A 15,833-nucleotide genomic window follows, 5' to 3' on the forward strand; every position below is an offset into this window, starting at 1 on the left:
AAATTTATTTTTCCGGTCCTATTGGTTCGACGCCACGAACGAACGTACCAGGAACAGTTGCACCGTATCGATCCCGATTTGATATTTCCAGATCATCGTGTTATTATTGACATGGTTGACATGGATGTGCAGGTTCCGGGCAGGGTTGAACATCCGCACCGTCAACGAATTGTCGCCCGGGTTCACTGCATATTCACCCGTTTGCGATCTTTTCACGTCGGCGAAAAAGGGGTTGGGGGAACAGGTGATCCACTTGTAGTGTTCGATATAGATATTCTGCCAGGCGGAATTATCGGTGAGCCAATCGTTGCCGGATACTTCGATATTATTCCTGACCGTTTTCGTTACCCTCCATTTCCCGGCGATGGACTGTTTGGGGAGCAAGTACGCATTGACGTACATGAAAAACCCGAGGCTGCAACCGATCACCAGTACCCTGACCAGCAGCTTCAGCGGTTGCGCAACCAGGACGGGCCGGAGCAGGGTTTTCGTGAAAACGGGTTTGATAATGTCCCAATGCAGGAAGAACAGGTACGCCAATCCCACCGTAAAATAAATCGCATTGAGGGTGGCCGGAACCGGGATCCCGTAAAACAGGTCGATCAGTACGATATTGACCATCACCGGCAACAGGATCAGCACGCCGGGCAAGGTCGTTCTCCTGAAAAGCAGCATGACGGACCCGGCGACCTGTACCACCGCGATGATGCTGCTGAAAACATACGAATGCCCGAAATAATTCCAGGTGAGGTTGAAGCCGGACAATCCGCCCACGATGCTATCGTTCCGGACGAACGATTCCCCGAACTGAATGCCCAACAATTTGCTGAACCCATATCCGCTTATTTCCAGTGCCAGCCAATATCGCACGATGGCTACCAGGACCGCCTGTACCTTCTCCGAACCGATCTTTCCCGATTTCTCCCGGAACTGCCAGTAGAAGGGAAACCCGCACGCGAATACGATCCCCAGCACGATCAGCGAAGGGTACATATATTTGTAAAGGGTATAGATACCTTCCCAACTGGTAACCATCGTCAACCGGGAAAAAAATACGGAAGAAAAAATATTTACACAGGCGAGGGCCACCAAAATCGACAGGATCGACTTGTGCCACCAGGGATTTTTTGCGGTTTGAGGCATAATCGGGAAATTCCCCATTAATTTAGCAATTTACCCGGTATGGAAGAAAAACTCGCCCACAAACTTTTACTGAAACAATTCTGCGAACAGGTGATCCTGCAACGCATCGCCATTTCGCGCCAGGCGATGGACGAAGCCCAGGCCGCCGCCAACCAGGAAGGCAAAAGTTCGGCGGGCGACAAATACGAAACCTCCCGGGCCATGGGCCACCTCGAAAAGGATATGCACGCCCGGCAACTGGTGGCGCATCAACAGGAACTGGCCGCGCTGCGTGCCGTTAACGTGCAAACGATCTGCCTCGTTCCTGCAGCCGGCGCCTTCGTGCGGTCGGCCACCGCCGGTTTCTTTATCGGCGCGGGTTTGGGCAAACAAATCGTCAACGGGGAAACGGTTATTTTCCTATCGCCCGCGTCTCCGCTGGCGCAGCAGCTCATGCGCAGGAAAGTTGGGGATACCTTCGATTTCAAAGGGAAAGACCAAATACTGGAAATATATTGACATTGAAAACCTGGTCGCGATGCCCCGTTTTCCTTTCATATTATACTTCGCAACTACTTCCGCAGCCATTGTATTATCCGCATAAAAGAATGCCAGCGCGCCCAGCAGCGATTGTTTGGTGATGACTTTACACGAAAGTAGCAGCAACGAGATGCCCGGAACTTGACCTGGGTCAAGTTCCCCGATAAATTTTCCACGTTACTGCAATTTGATGTCCAGTTTTTTCAGCATGCGGTTGAAGAAAGACGGCGTAACGCCGGTGTAGGAAGCGAAGTGAAATCTGTACAAACTTCCCCTTCGCGCAACTGGTGTTTTTCCGGGCGTAATGGCCGGGTTTCAGCAGGCTGGTGAAATAATCGCCTTTCTCCTGCATGAGGGGGGGGGATGTGCTTGCGGATGTTGCTGCGCATCAGCTCGAGGGGACCGTTCATCTACTTGCGCGTTGCTCGCCACATGAAAGTAAGGAGTAGGCGCGAAACAAATATTTTGGTTTAAATTGCAATTATGTGCGAACACGAGCAAAAACATTGTCCAAAGTGTAACGCCTCCTTTGAATGCAAGGTGGGATCGATCCTGCTTTGCCAATGCACCGCCGTGACATTATCGCAGGACGAACGCGATTTTATAGCTGCGCAATACGCCGATTGCCTGTGCGCCGCTTGTCTCAAAGACATGAAATCCAGCTACCATCAGCAGCTGCATCACGACAAATTGCATACGATCTCCCCGCTGTTGTTCCCGAAAAAATAAGGGAGATACGCTAATACAGCAGGTATGGCGCAATGGAGTGCTCCCAATCTCCGGGATCCGTAAACTTTCCGATACTTTCTAACGCTCCTGATCCCGTTACCAGCGATCCGGCATTTTTTACGCCCAATAGCAAATCGAGGTGCCCTTCCCGCCGGGATTTACATGCGTAGGGTAGGGCGCCCAGTCGAAATGAGTGGGTGAAGTTGCTGAACGAGGCGGATCAACAGCCATCCGAGTCCGACTGGCCTGAAAACTGCCGGGTTATGGACATGCAACATGATGCCATTGCATTGCTGCCCCAGGTATTTCCCCTCGGCGGGCGTGAAATTGACCGGCCTGGCATGCAGTCCATCGGGATGATATTCACATGCGCTGCGAGAAGCGGCCCGTTTATCCAGGGCGCACCGGCAATGCGGAAGGGTGTTGCCGTTCCCCTGCCTTCGCTGATGTTGGTGGCTTCCTGCAGGCCGAGGCCCGGATAAGTAATGCGGATTCGCAAGCGGGAATGGCCGGGGATATGGGGACGAAAGACGGGTTCCATTCGGGATGGAACATTGTGCGCCGCCAGTGTTGGCAAGGTTCCGGAAGGTGGCGCCGGGATTGTTAGTCATAAAAGAGCCGCGCACTGCGCAGCTCTTTTATTAGCGAAATTACTGAGCGGATTACTTTTTGACGATCACCAAAGCCACTGAGCCATCCTCCAGTGCATTCAGATCATCCAGGTGGATGTGATACCCACCAGGTACTTCCTCCTGCGCTAAATTCAACAGATGATTTGCTAAAGAAATCAGTCCAGCTGCGTTTCCTTCTATCTGGATTTCTCCGTTCACAACTTTTGTCTCGATTTCAAACCCGGCTTCCCATTTGAATTCCAATCCCTTTTGAGCGTTATAAGGGAGGATGGATATTGTGATATTCTTCATATTTATTATTAATTAATTAAGTATATATGGAAATTCATATCGATTTTCATCTTTCCTGGCTTCAGTGGATTGGGAATGAGCGTTTCAAAATTCACATGAGGCCCACCGCCATGAGCACCGGTGATGTCGTTTACACCCATCCTGAAAACCCGTTGTCCATCTGCCGATACAAACCGGCCTGTGCCATGCCCTACTTCGGTATATCCTTTACCCAGGAAAGCTTCTCCCATTTCAAGCGCCCTGCTGGATGACATGCTCATCCCATCGGTCAAGCCCAGTTCGGCTAATGTTTTGAAGCCTTTATCCGAGGCCATTGCAACATTCCTCCCTTCCGAGAAGGTCGCTAAAGAAGACTCTAAGGTAGGCAAATTCTTGGCTGGCTGCAGCATACTCGGCTTGACCATTGGCTTTTCCAATGTAGCATAGGCTGGTGCCTGCATGGTTCGCAACATGGCGATGTGAGGTACCCATGACAACACCAACAGTTCCGTTGTAGAATAAAGTTTAGCCTTCGCCTCTTCATTCGTAAGAATCGTCAGGTTGGGATCTCTGCCCGGATACATCGCTGCATAAATTTCCCTCAGCGTGGGCAACATTTGCAAGTCGGATTGAATTCTGATACGATCGATCGCCTCCGGAGTTAAGCCGCCATATATTCCCCTGGCATAAGTAGCCTCACGGGCCAGGTTATGTTTGAAAATTGATTCTCGGATTTTCGGAAGAAGACCGTTTGCAGCCAAACCGGAAGTAAATTTCACAAATTGTTCCTGGCCTTTAAAGTACGGGGTAGCATACTCTGTATAACTTACCAGCACCGGCAGTCCTGGTACAATATTTATGTCCGTGCTTTCAATACTATAAAGCTGGTCGTTATAATAGGTCTGTATCGCTCCATTAAGTCTGAATGAGAACCACGGGCCAATATTTTCAAAAAGTACACCATTACTAACTTCGTAAGCGGCGTTTGAATTAATCCATTTCACATTTCCCCGGATATCCCGAAAGTAATCGTCGCCCAAAGGATCAGCAAAGTTAACGGGATTATTTCCGCTAAGGCTCCATGGAGACTGTCCATTGTACTTTTCTGTCATAGGATCCCGCTGCCACCAGCGTCCGATCTGCGGGTCCAGGTTTCTGTATTCGGCATCATAAATTTCCAGATCGTGGTCATCAATCAATTCAATGCCGTTAAACAGATATTTGTTTACCAGTCTGTTAAGAGCTTTGGCACTTAACGCGCGGATACCAAGTCCGAAGGGATAATAGGTATCTTCTTGTAGTAAGGGGCCGGTGGTATGCTTAACCACCAGATCGTCGAAGCAAACATCGGTAGGACTTTCGTTGCTGACATAAACATACAGATAGCCGTTCTTATTTATATTGATCTGGGCAGCAAGAGGGGTGACGGCGTCCGGAGTTTGCACCCTTTGCACTCCTCCCGTGATCAGTTTAAAATTGTCATCGAACAGTGCATAATTCAGGTAAGCCTTTGGCACCTGTGAAGCGGGCTGTTGCTGCTGGTTGCTGCTGATGAAGCTGCTGAAATCGGCGGTATTCAACACCTGTTGATTAGCACTGCTTTGCACAAGATTATTGTGCCCATTGGGTATTACAGTGGTGGCCGGGCCCAACATAACATTCACCAATGCGGATACGATGCCATTCACCGGATCATTGGGTACATTGTTACCCGGTGAATTTTGCTGGTAATAATAATACACGCCCGTTTCCACCTTGTCGCCCGCCATTACCCGCAGTACCTTCGATGTTCCAATTTTACGACCATTCATGCCCGAATTGAGCTTCACGAATTTCCGGTTTATTCCATTATAATCATAAAATTTGTGGCCAGCCTGAATCACATCAACGTTTGGCGGAAAGTGGAATGCATCCCTTTCTTGAACAACCGGCGCGGCGGGCTGCGGATTATCTTCGTGCGTGGCTTTATAATAGGCGATATTGGATTCTTCCGTCAAAACAGTGCGAATGTTCCCCAGATTGTCATGAATGAAATAATCATATACGAACGTTCCATTCATATTTCTTCGTACTCTGCCTTGCTGATGTGGAAACATTTGCAGCACGTCATTTTTATATACAAATCCGTTAACATACGTATAAGTAGTTGTACCGGAGGCATCCTTTATGACCTGGCGTAGTTTCTCACCATTAATGGTATAAACGTATTCGATACTTTTTGCGGGGTCAGCATCGAATGTAATTTTTATCGGTTTGCTGATCAGGTAATCATAGGTGATACTGATCCCTCTGTTCCTATCCCGGATTATATTTCCGTCCTTATCATAGGAATAATCATCCTGTGCATCGTTAACATCTTTAAAATCTCCCTGATGCTGGTCTCCTTTCACGTCAGTTACTTTCAACAATTTGTTGCTGAAACCACCGTTCCCATATTGATAGGTCAGATCATCGAGTTCAGTTTTAACGTTGCCTAACAACATCCCATTTTGCTTCATCTTCAGGATATTCCCATTCTCGTCATAAGATGGGATTTTTACGTCGTAATCGGCGACGATATTATCCCAAATGGCACCGGCCTGTCTGGAATAATCTGCTTTCGTTAGTCTGGCCCCTCCATCATAGTCATAGCCATATGCATGATATTCTTCCGGATTTCCAAATCTCCGCCATTGCGTTCCGCTGATCATTCCGTCTCTCCGGCTTTTCTGAAAACCTTCGTCGTACTTCAATATTTGACCAAAATAGTGCCCTCCTGTGCCAGATTGGGCATAACCGGCATTGATGCCGGCCAGTTGGCCCAGTGGCGTATAGGAATATTCCAATGACTCAATGGAACCCAGGTTTTTCCTTATAAGCCGTCCTACTTCATCGTAGGTATAGGAAGTAAGATCTTTGGCTAGTATCCCGGATGCCTGGTATATTCTATGTTTAGATCCTATAGGCCGGCCGGAAGGAGTATATGCATTGCTAAAACCGATTTTTGTTTCAGGATTACTGGTACTTTCCGGGTTTTTGTGATGAACGTAGCCCGAGAGGAGCTTACCACTGAAATCGAACTGCCTGGTGATGACATCCCAACCTCCTGCGATATTTTCTTTATGAAATTGGATCGGATTACCCTTGTCGTCATAGTAAATAACGCTGGTAAGCATTTTATCTTGTCCAATAACTTTAGTTTTAAACCCGGTCAGCATTTCAAATGCCGAACTCCGCGGAGTGGCAGGCAAACTATGCAAATTACTTCCTGCATCCAGCTGGAATGACGTATTGAACCCTTTTACACCAGGCCAGTTGTAATTGTCGAAGTACAATACTGTCAAAATCTCGTATCCAGATACTCCAGGAACAGGATTGCTGACGGTGAAGGTTTCAGCATTACTACTCATCGAAGGGTTGATTATCGCATCAAAGGATGCATTTGTCTCGGATTCAAACCCGGCTGTAAAAGTGATAGATTCCTTTGCTTCATATTTCGAGGGCTGTCCATCCCTGCTATCAACCATCAGATGAATGGGGGCCGGAGTTGAAAGCTGTACCTGCGTAACACCAGAGGATTGATTCACCAACGTCTGCAAACTGGTATAAGTTGCAGATGCATTTTTATACAAGCCTATAATAACGGGCCGGTCCAGCGGATCGTACAACGTCAGCACCCATTCTCCGAGGTTTCTGGATCTCAGTTGTGCATTTCTGCTGAAAACCAATCGTCCCCTCGCATCGAAGATGAATTCATCTTCAAACTCGGCCCCAGGTTGCTGCTGACTAATTCTGTCACCTCTTTCGTTATAAACAAACTTGTAACAAAGCGATTTGGCCGTTGCGATGGTAGCCGCAGACGCGTTAAAATCCGGGTACTGACGACTATATTTTTCAGCCAGTGGGGGAATAATACAACGGATTTGATTCAATTCATTGTATACATAATAAGTTGTCAATGCCTGATGCTCTTCCGTGATGGCAGAAGGATATTCTCTGCTGCATATCAGCAATCCATTTTTCAACCGATATTCGCGCTTCCTGTTTCCTTCAGGATTCACGATCGTCGTAACTGTTAATGTACCTGTGGAGTATACCCCTGCGCCAACTGGATAATCTGCCGCGTTATCACCAATTGTCCAGATCCGCACTGCATCAACAGGCGTATTGAACCTTAATTCTTCTTTGCCACTTACATTGGAGCCTACGTATGCGTTGCCGGGAAGTTTAGATATACTATACCGGCTCTGTGGCCCGGACTCCGATTGCCGTGTACTGTAAAAATAGTTCTTGTCGGCTCCCATGAGAGTTTTCAGAAAATTGGGTTGAGCCGTATTCGCATCTGTCCTGAATGTGCCCGTGGTTTGCGAAGTAGTGGCAGCTACGTATGGGAGATGATCAACTTCAGATCGGCCGAACTGGTCAAAGACGTTCACAGACACTATGTCTTTCCCGGAAACGGAAGCCTGTTGCGCGATACTCTGGATCACCCGGCCCATGCCATCTGCATAGTGTACCGAGCGGCTGACCTTTCCACCTGGCGTTGCGTTCAATAATTGCGCTTCCGTAGTTATACCAGGCTGTGTAACAAAATGTTGCGTGATTGTGTTGAAATGTCCGGCAGTGAGCGACTGATAAGCCGGAATGGTTATCACTGGCTGTGTAGAGGCCTGTGTAGCTGATGCAGGGATGTTTCTCGCTGTAGTTCCGTTAACAAGTACCAAAACCACATTTGAGTATCTTGATTGGATGCCGGACACGATTTTACGACGGTAGTATTTCGTGTTGGCCGACGCCGGAGGCTGATATCCGCTGCCGGAAGCACCTACAATCGTTTGCCAGTTTTCATCATCTTCCGAACTTTCCCAGGAATAGACGTAAGTTGCCGAGTTGCCACCTGTCGGAAGCAATACGTTGCTGACGGGAGCAGCCGTGCCACCAGGTTGAATCTGCTGATGATAGCCAATAGTTCCTCCCTGCAATAAACTCACAGGTGAAACAGACAGCGTATTGGAATAATAATCAACAGTTTCAGACGTTGCTTTTCTCCGATAATAAGTTGTTTTGGTAATGTACTCGTTGTCCTGAACAGTGGGACCGGAATAATCCGCCAGTTTCGTCCAGGTTACATTGTCATAAGATTTCTCCCAACTAAGCTCAATATTCTGGCAGTACGGAAGGCTCTCCTGTACTACATTCAGCTTTACCATTTCAAAACCTTTTACAGGTGATGGATTGATGGCCGCAATCTGGGCAGGGGCAGGATTTTTGAATGTACCATGAAAAGTTTCCATGCTACTGCCACCATTCAGGTATGCTTTAATATAGAATGCATCAGGGTCTGGGTACCCCCAGAATTGAATGTCAACATGATAAATGCTGGAAGATGTGACATATCCTCCACTTACTTCCCAATCAATGCTCCTCACATCGTCACCGAAACTGATCATATAGGAAACCAGCTGACAACGTTCTACTTGAGTAGGGCCATCGATATACGGTGAATTTTGGGCAGAAGCGCCTTGATACCAAAACAGCAGGATAGTTACAAGTATACTGAAATATCTATTCGTATGCATGAAGTTGGGTTAAAGGGATTTTTGAGTATATTGATAAGCTTCCAGGATATTATTGTATTGATCACGACTGAAACGAAGGCGGTTCAAGCCGTCATATTCCTTCTTGACTGTTAAATCAGTACCCGTTGTTTCAGAAATAATATTTCCAGCAATATCATAGGTAAAAGTCTGGAGTACGGAATTGACGGGGTAGAGGCGCAATTCATCGATTATCCCTGTTCCGGTAAGAATAATTTCGGAATTCCCGGAGACGGTTAAATAGCGAATCGTCCAGCCATTGACCGTCCTGCCGGTCCTGCTCTCATGCACAGTACCATTGACTGATAACGAACCGCTTTTGGCCCAATAAGTGATCATGTATTTGCTAGTCGCATTCAGTCCGGCTTTACGGATGGAGGTAACTCCACTCATATCAAGCGAACGCAGCCCGGTTGGTGTAGTAACATCCTCAACAAAGGCGGGAGTACCAGTAATTGCCCAGTTCCCCGTCTGCCCTTCTTCGAAACTGCTGTAAGCGATTTGATTGCTTGCGCCATGTTCAACCCTCCCGATTATGGCAGTACCGGCATCGTTATATATCATCCCTACGATCCTTCCTCCACTATTGATATCGGAAATCTCGCCGTGCGAATTAAAAATGTGAGAAGTTACCTCCTTTATATAGTCTGTATTTCGAACAAGCGAAGCCGGGTTGAATTCGCCGATTGCCGCTACAGTGAGGGGCTTATTGGTCTTTAGTTCGAACTTTTTGGTAGCCCGGAAGTCTCCATTCGCTATTATTTGATAATCAAAAGCTTCGAAACTCAATAAACGCCTGTCTGTCTCGGATTTAACCAACCACGTTTCATTCGATACGGGTAAATTTTTTACATGGTTGGAACGTAAGACGCCCAATGCTCCCTGTGAAGACGTGAAGTCGGCGGCATAGTACACTTTCTTCTCTATCTTTTCTCCTTTTTCATTCATTGTGACCACCTTTTTCAACAACATCGTGGTTGGATCATAATTATAATCAACGACATCTTCTGAAAAATGGCCGTCCCTGCCATATATGCGCTGAATGGTACGTTTAAGTTCCGCTCTGCCAAAAAGCGTAGAAAAATTATCAATAGCAAATCTGATCCTGTGAAAATTCCCGTTGTAGTAGCCGACATCGGCTACCAAGGCTGTTTGCGGAGCTGCCACCATATTCGCGTGGTTGCTCCCTCCTTCCAGGGAAACAAGATTGTATTCGTTAATGGTTTCGCTGATCAATTCATTCTTGCTGTTGTAGTGGGCGGCGGATTTAAGTAAACCATATGCCCATGGCATATATCGGGGAATATTGGAATATGGAAGTTGCACGGTCGGGCGGGTAAGGGGTACGTCGGCATCAGAGGTAAATTCATATACGGTTTTACCCAGGTTACTCGTTTCTGTACCGTTAATCACTTCAATTCTGGAATACAGTTTAGGGATTGGGTTCAGGTTTGCATATCCATTCGGATGGTGCATAATCAGGTCATATTCTGTAGTGGTGCCGTTGCTGAACAACAATTTCAGGTACATGATAACATTCATCGCGATGTTCAGATATGTATTTACTGTCTGGGAAACGCCCAGTTTCTGATTTTGATCCGGCAGGCGGTTGCGTGAACTATACAATGACTGTATCTGCCCGGCAGTGCCAGCAATCATCTTGAAGGTGGAAGATGCGATTATGCCTGCGGAATTTGATGGTGTATGCATGATGATATGTCTGGTGGATGTAAATACAGGATCTTCATAGCCCCAGCCGGAAGTATTCCCGTCCTTTCGAACATATTTGTAAGTTGTAACAATAGGCTGGTTGCCTGGCATACCGTCAGTTATTTGCACGTTTTTTACGCGAACGCCCCCCATAATCGCAGTTCCATTCGGCCCTAGAGCTGTATTGCCTTCATATTCATACTCGATTTTACCGCCATTGGGCGTTGTCACCGATTTAACCATTCCGTTTTGGGAAAGTGCTGGCATGTTCTGGGGTGAACCGGGATGCCTGGCGGGGTCATTATAAGGAAGCTTCAACCGGTAATGAAACAGCCAGTTAAAGTTTTCGAAATGGCTGCTGTTAATTGTCCACTGATTTGTTTCGTTAATAGGTGCTTCCGTAATTGTGTTGAAATATCCCCAATAATCTCTGGACAACCCGGCACGGCGGGGGATCCAGTTATGATTTGCAGTTGCATTCCCTCTTGCGTAAGTAAATACATAGGGCGCTTCCGTTTCATTGTTTCTACCTGTTTTCCGGAAAGACGCAAGGCATAATCTCGCATATTGCTTTTCATCTGCAGGGAAGGCGTAGTTTTCCGCCCGCATATCCGCTTTTGAAAAATAACTGTATGTAAAATTATACCTGTACATTTCGGCAGCGCCATTCTTAACCGCCAGTTTCTGAAGAGAACCGGCACCGGCCAAATCTACCCTTTCTACAGGGTTATATGTTAATTCAACCGACAGATTATCCGGGAAAACAATATTCTTCAAGACCTTAATTATACCTTTAAATTTGTTTTCAGTTACCTGTATTACCTCGTCAGCCTCTCCATCAATCGTTTTGGTATATTTCATCGGATAAACCCCTTCCACATATTCCTGGTTGCTATCTTCGTATGTAAAAGTGATCTTCTTACCACTCAATGGATTCAGAATTTCGGACAGGTGCCAGCTGGTAACAATTGAGTTTTCAGTCAACTGCTGATTTTGCCAACCGAAATATTTGAATGCCTCGCCAGTTTTGCCTGATCCGCTCGAACCGAATCTGTATACCCTGGAAGTAGAGAGGTCCCTGAATTTATACTGGATGCCGTTTTCATCGGTGACAATAAACTGATTGATCCTTGTCAGGATATTATTGGCGGTCATATCCAGTTCAGTTTTCGTAATGGTAAATCTGCTTTGGATCAGGGTCCTGATTTCCCCGTTTCTGCCAATCACAAAAGAACCTGCATTTCCATTAATATTGAAGTGAAAAATATCCTGCTGCCTGTCGTCCAGGATCTCCGGCGTAAACCTTAAAGGATCGAAATCGGTGGAAAGGATAGTATAGCCAATCCATGGATGAACCGGACGAAGCGGGTCATAAGGTGTATTAAGGTATCCGTCAAACGCCGAGTTGATTCCAGGAACGTTCAATCTGCTTTGATCATCAGGTTCTCCCATCGTCTGCCGGTTTATGACACCGCCGAAAGAGATATCCCATCCCAGACCTACACAGGAAGCCATTTCGTTTACGGGAATCCCGCTCCCTGTTTTATAATTCAGCGAAATTTTCGTCGCCAGCCGGCTGGCGTCACTATATTCGAATAGCGGGAAATTGAGATCTACCGTTCCTGCAGGTAAACTTACCTGTGCAAACATCGATTGAGACAAAAAAATACAAATCGTTAAAATCCGGGTTAATGGGTTCTTTACGCAAAACATAGATAAGGGACTTAAAAATGAAGCAGCTAATTTAATGGAAGTTCATCATTTAGAATAATTTCACGGAAATAATTCCGAAAAGTAATGAACGGCTGGCTGGAAAAATTCGCCTACCGGATGCAATGCAGCGGGTGTATTTCCTTTGCGGCCGGGCTGATGTCTGTAGTGATCACTTTCTGACTATCGGGTACCAATCCCTGCAGGCGGCCCCACTGAACCCCGTCAAAAGCCTGAAAATGAATTAAGTTTCCGTCAATACAGCAGGTATGGTGCAATGGTGTGCTCCCAATCTCCGGGATCCGTAAACTTTCCGATACTTTCTAACGCTCCTGATCCCGTTACCAGCGATCCGGCATTTTTTACGCCCAATAGCAAATCGAGGTGCCCTTCCCGCCGGGATTTACATGCGTAGGGTAGGGCGCCCAGTCGAAATGAGTGGGTGAAGTTGCTGAACGAGGCGGATCAACAGCCATCCGAGTCCGACTGGCCTGAAAACTGCCGGGTTATGGACATGCAACATGATGCCGCTGCATTGCTGACCCAGGTATTTCCCCTCGGCGGGCGTGATATTGACCCGTCTGACATGCACTCCATCGGGATGATATTCATTCACATGCGCTGCGAGAAGCGGCCCGTTTATCCAGGGCGCACCGGCAATGCGGAAGGGTGTTGCCGTTCCCCTGCCTTCGCTGATGTTGGTGGCTTCCTGCAGGCCGAGACCCGGATACAGTAATGCGGATTCGCAAGCGGGGATGGCGGGGGATGTGGGGACGAAAGACGGGTTCCATTCGGGATGGAACATTGTGCGCCGCCAATGCTGGCAGTGGATTACGTCTAATTTCAATCCGGTCAGTGATGGTCTCGTTGCGCTCAAGTAGCGCGTCAGTTCGCCGAACGTGCAGGCGTGTCTGACGGGGATATCCCATCTTCCGATGAAGCTGCTGCAATGGGGTTCGTCGAGCCGCGGGCCTTCGGCGAGTTGCAGGCTGCCGGACAGGGGATTCGGTCTGTCTGCGATGATGAGTTGTTTGCCATGCGCGGTGCAGGCTTCCATGACGTGGGTCATCGTCCATAGATAGGTGTAGGAGCGGCAGCCGATGTCGGGGATATCGAACAGGACGATGTCGAGGTTGGACAGATTGTGCTGATCGAGCGCCAGTTTACTACCGTAGAGGCTGGTGACGGCGATGCGGGTAAGGGGATCGGTGCCGTCGGGCATTTCACGGCCGTCTTCACCAGTGTTTCAAGGCCATGTTCCGGGGAGAAAAGTTGGGTGATGTAATAGCCTGCGGCCAGCAGGGCTTACCGGGCGGGCCGGAAGGCTGCGGTGCAGGCCGCGTGATTGGTGGCCAGGCCTATCCTGCGGGATTTCCAGGCTGGAGGGTTTGCGATGATGACGTCGATTCCGGTCATTGGGAACTTGTGTGGTACAATTTAATGATTCCGGCGGTAGAAAATATGAAGCCCATTGGGCGATTGAGTGGTTTTGATCAGGCCAAAATATTCGAGTATGCCGGCTGGCAAAAGAAGTTCGATGAGTTGTTTATAGTTCTGGTCCACGGAGATCATTGATATAGCATGCAAAACAAAGCATTTTTTACTCTTTCCCCCAACTTTTCAACTTGATCCCTTTTATGCCACCATTTAGAGTGGTTTAACAAGGTTTAACAACACCTGATAAAAAGCGAAAAGCCGCGCCGATCATGCGATCTGCGCGGCTTTTACTTACTTTGATTTTCATCTTGTGATCCCGCTGGGACTCGAACCCAGGGCCCATACATTAAAAGTGTATTGCTCTACCAACTGAGCTACGGAATCATCCCTGTTTCGTTTGGGATTGCAAAGATAGGAATTAATTCATTCGCTCCAAATTTTCACATGAAAATATTTTTCACAACTCGCTCATCCTCACTTACGGCGCACGTTAAAATTCGTAATTTCCTGAATTAGCTGAGACCGCCCTTTCTCCGGACGGTCCAGGAATACATGATGCGTACCCTCAGGCAATGTCACGAACTGCTTGCGTGGACTATTCACCAGCCGGAGTTGCAACGCCAGCAAGTCCTGCTGACGGCTCCAGTTGTCGTACTTCCCGCGGATATAGAGCACCGGGATATGAATGTCTTTCGCATGCCACTGGCCACGGCCCTGCGCCGTATAAAACGCCTCGGCCCGGTATCCCCCCGGAACCGCCAGGATGCTGTCTTCATAAAACCCAACGGCCGTCTTGCCGTAAAGCTCCGCCAGCGCAGGATCGCGCCACAACGCTTTGTTGCTGTCGGGAATGCTGCGGTCCCAACTGTCGATCAGTTGGCTGCGGGTAGCACGGCGCAAAACCGGCGTAGACGCATAATTGAATTGCGAAGTATCTAGCGGGGAACGGAAGTAGTCGGTAAAATCCCAGGGCGCTTTTTCATTGTACAAACTGTTCAGCATGATCAGCGAAGCCACGCGATTGGGATAAATGCAGGAATAATATCCCATCCACTGCCCGCCGGTAGCCCAGCCGAAGAGCGTCACCTGCTTCACGCCGAGGCGCTCGCGGATGAAATCCACCGCGGCATTGATGTCATGCGAAACTTCGGCAGATGATCCGGTGATCGTCCAGCGGCGAAGCGTATCGTAATCGGGACGGGTAGAAGACTCCCAGCCACGGGCGTCCATAATATATACATGCTGTCCCTCTTTGGCCAGGTCTTCCGCCAGCGAACCGCCGGCAATGGGCAAATCGAACGAAGCCACCGCACCGGAACCTCCTCCGTGCAACATCAGGATCGGCGGTTTGCGGCTGCGCTTCTTCACGGTGATCTCCCTGACGAAGATCTTCACGCCGGGGTCGCTGTCTAACATAAAATCCTCACGATGCACCGTCTGGCCAAAAGCAACAAAGGGTAACAGCAAGGGTATTACGAGCAAGGTTCTCCACATAAGTTTTTCTGAGGTTCCACTGCAAAAATACTATAAATTGCGCGGATGACGGACACGTATATCCGCCGCGCCACGGAAGCCGACCTTCCGGCGCTGGCCGCACTCGAGCACCAAACCTTCGCCGATGCATTCCGCGAACAATATCCGCCCGCCGACTTCGAAGCATTCCTGCGCGATCATAAAAGCCCTGCCGCTGTGGAGAAAGCTTTCCGGCAGGAGGGGACGGAGTATTACGTCACCACCGACCATCATCAACTCACCGGATTCATCCAGCTGAACTTCAATAAACAGCCCGACAACGGAACGCTCTTGCCCGAGCCCGCCTGCGAGATCGAGAAAATCTACGTCAGCAAGGCCGGTCAGAACCGAGGCCTCGGTCAACAACTCCTCCGCTTTGCGGAAAAAACGGCGCGCGAGCGGAACGTGCGAACGCTCTGGCTCGGCGTCTGGGAACACAATCCCCGCGCCCGGGCGCTCTACGAACGCGAAGGGTTCTCCGCCTTCGGGGAACATACCTTCGTAGTAGGATCCCGCCGCGACCGCGATCTCCTCCTGGGCAAAGTACTTCCGTCCATCGGTTAAAATCCTACCACTATCCGGTAAAAATATCCAA

General features: G+C 48.4%; 10 protein-coding genes, 1 tRNA gene and 1 pseudogene. 4 read left to right on the forward strand and 8 right to left on the reverse strand.

Going from position 1 to position 15,833, the window contains the following annotated elements; genetic code table 11:
• Nucleotides 1-18: 18 nt before the first annotated feature.
• Complete coding sequence (locus EJ361_RS02435; protein WP_126243748.1) at nucleotides 19-1,143, reverse strand: hypothetical protein; 1,125 nt, start codon at nucleotides 1,141-1,143, stop codon at nucleotides 19-21.
• Between the two features lie 39 nt (nucleotides 1,144-1,182).
• On the opposite strand from EJ361_RS02435, the gene EJ361_RS02440 reads away from it, so the two are divergent.
• Together EJ361_RS02440 and EJ361_RS02445 are read left to right on the forward strand one after the other, a co-directional pair.
• Nucleotides 1,183-1,641: a hypothetical protein gene (locus tag EJ361_RS02440; protein WP_126243749.1), complete on the forward strand. Its 459-nt coding sequence runs from the start codon at nucleotides 1,183-1,185 to the stop codon at nucleotides 1,639-1,641.
• A 504-nt stretch (nucleotides 1,642-2,145) separates the two neighbouring features.
• Nucleotides 2,146-2,391: a cysteine-rich CWC family protein gene (locus EJ361_RS02445; RefSeq protein ID WP_126243750.1), complete on the forward strand. Its 246-nt coding sequence runs from the start codon at nucleotides 2,146-2,148 to the stop codon at nucleotides 2,389-2,391.
• A gap of 158 nt (nucleotides 2,392-2,549) precedes the next feature.
• Here the strand turns inward: EJ361_RS02445 and EJ361_RS26115 are convergent.
• The 5 genes and pseudogenes from EJ361_RS26115 to EJ361_RS02470 form a co-directional block, all read right to left on the reverse strand.
• A pseudogene (locus EJ361_RS26115) lies at nucleotides 2,550-2,932 on the reverse strand (hypothetical protein).
• Between the two features lie 121 nt (nucleotides 2,933-3,053).
• On the reverse strand, nucleotides 3,054-3,314 hold the full coding sequence (locus EJ361_RS02455) for an Imm32 family immunity protein (protein ID WP_126243751.1): 261 nt from the start codon (nucleotides 3,312-3,314) through the stop codon (nucleotides 3,054-3,056).
• 8 nt (nucleotides 3,315-3,322) lie between these two features.
• Nucleotides 3,323-8,851, reverse strand: a complete 5,529-nt coding sequence (locus EJ361_RS02460) for a DUF6443 domain-containing protein (RefSeq protein WP_126243752.1) — start codon at nucleotides 8,849-8,851, stop codon at nucleotides 3,323-3,325.
• 9 nt (nucleotides 8,852-8,860) lie between these two features.
• On the reverse strand, nucleotides 8,861-12,229 hold the full coding sequence (locus tag EJ361_RS02465; RefSeq protein ID WP_164714048.1) for a hypothetical protein: 3,369 nt from the start codon (nucleotides 12,227-12,229) through the stop codon (nucleotides 8,861-8,863).
• Nucleotides 12,230-12,692: 463 nt separating this feature from the next.
• Nucleotides 12,693-13,511 carry an exo-beta-N-acetylmuramidase NamZ family protein gene (locus EJ361_RS02470; RefSeq protein ID WP_126243754.1) on the reverse strand — a complete coding sequence of 273 codons (819 nt, stop codon included), beginning with the start codon at nucleotides 13,509-13,511 and terminating at the stop codon, nucleotides 12,693-12,695.
• A 32-nt stretch (nucleotides 13,512-13,543) separates the two neighbouring features.
• On the opposite strand from EJ361_RS02470, the gene EJ361_RS02475 reads away from it, so the two are divergent.
• Nucleotides 13,544-13,864 carry a hypothetical protein gene (locus EJ361_RS02475; RefSeq protein ID WP_126243755.1) on the forward strand — a complete coding sequence of 107 codons (321 nt, stop codon included), beginning with the start codon at nucleotides 13,544-13,546 and terminating at the stop codon, nucleotides 13,862-13,864.
• 173 nt (nucleotides 13,865-14,037) lie between these two features.
• On the opposite strand, the gene EJ361_RS02480 is transcribed toward EJ361_RS02475, so the two are convergent.
• Both EJ361_RS02480 and EJ361_RS02485 read right to left on the reverse strand, forming a co-directional pair.
• Nucleotides 14,038-14,110, reverse strand: a tRNA-Lys gene (locus tag EJ361_RS02480).
• A gap of 90 nt (nucleotides 14,111-14,200) precedes the next feature.
• Nucleotides 14,201-15,142: an alpha/beta hydrolase gene (locus tag EJ361_RS02485; RefSeq protein ID WP_164714049.1), complete on the reverse strand. Its 942-nt coding sequence runs from the start codon at nucleotides 15,140-15,142 to the stop codon at nucleotides 14,201-14,203.
• Between the two features lie 123 nt (nucleotides 15,143-15,265).
• Here EJ361_RS02485 and EJ361_RS02490 point away from each other — a divergent pair, with 123 nt between their 5' ends.
• The gene (locus EJ361_RS02490) at nucleotides 15,266-15,802 is read left to right on the forward strand and encodes a GNAT family N-acetyltransferase (protein WP_126243757.1); all 537 of its coding nucleotides are present in this window, start codon (nucleotides 15,266-15,268) and stop codon (nucleotides 15,800-15,802) included.
• Nucleotides 15,803-15,833: the final 31 nt, after the last annotated feature.

Source organism: Chitinophaga rhizosphaerae (assembly GCF_003958645.1).
Lineage (GTDB): Bacteria > Bacteroidota > Bacteroidia > Chitinophagales > Chitinophagaceae > Chitinophaga > Chitinophaga rhizosphaerae.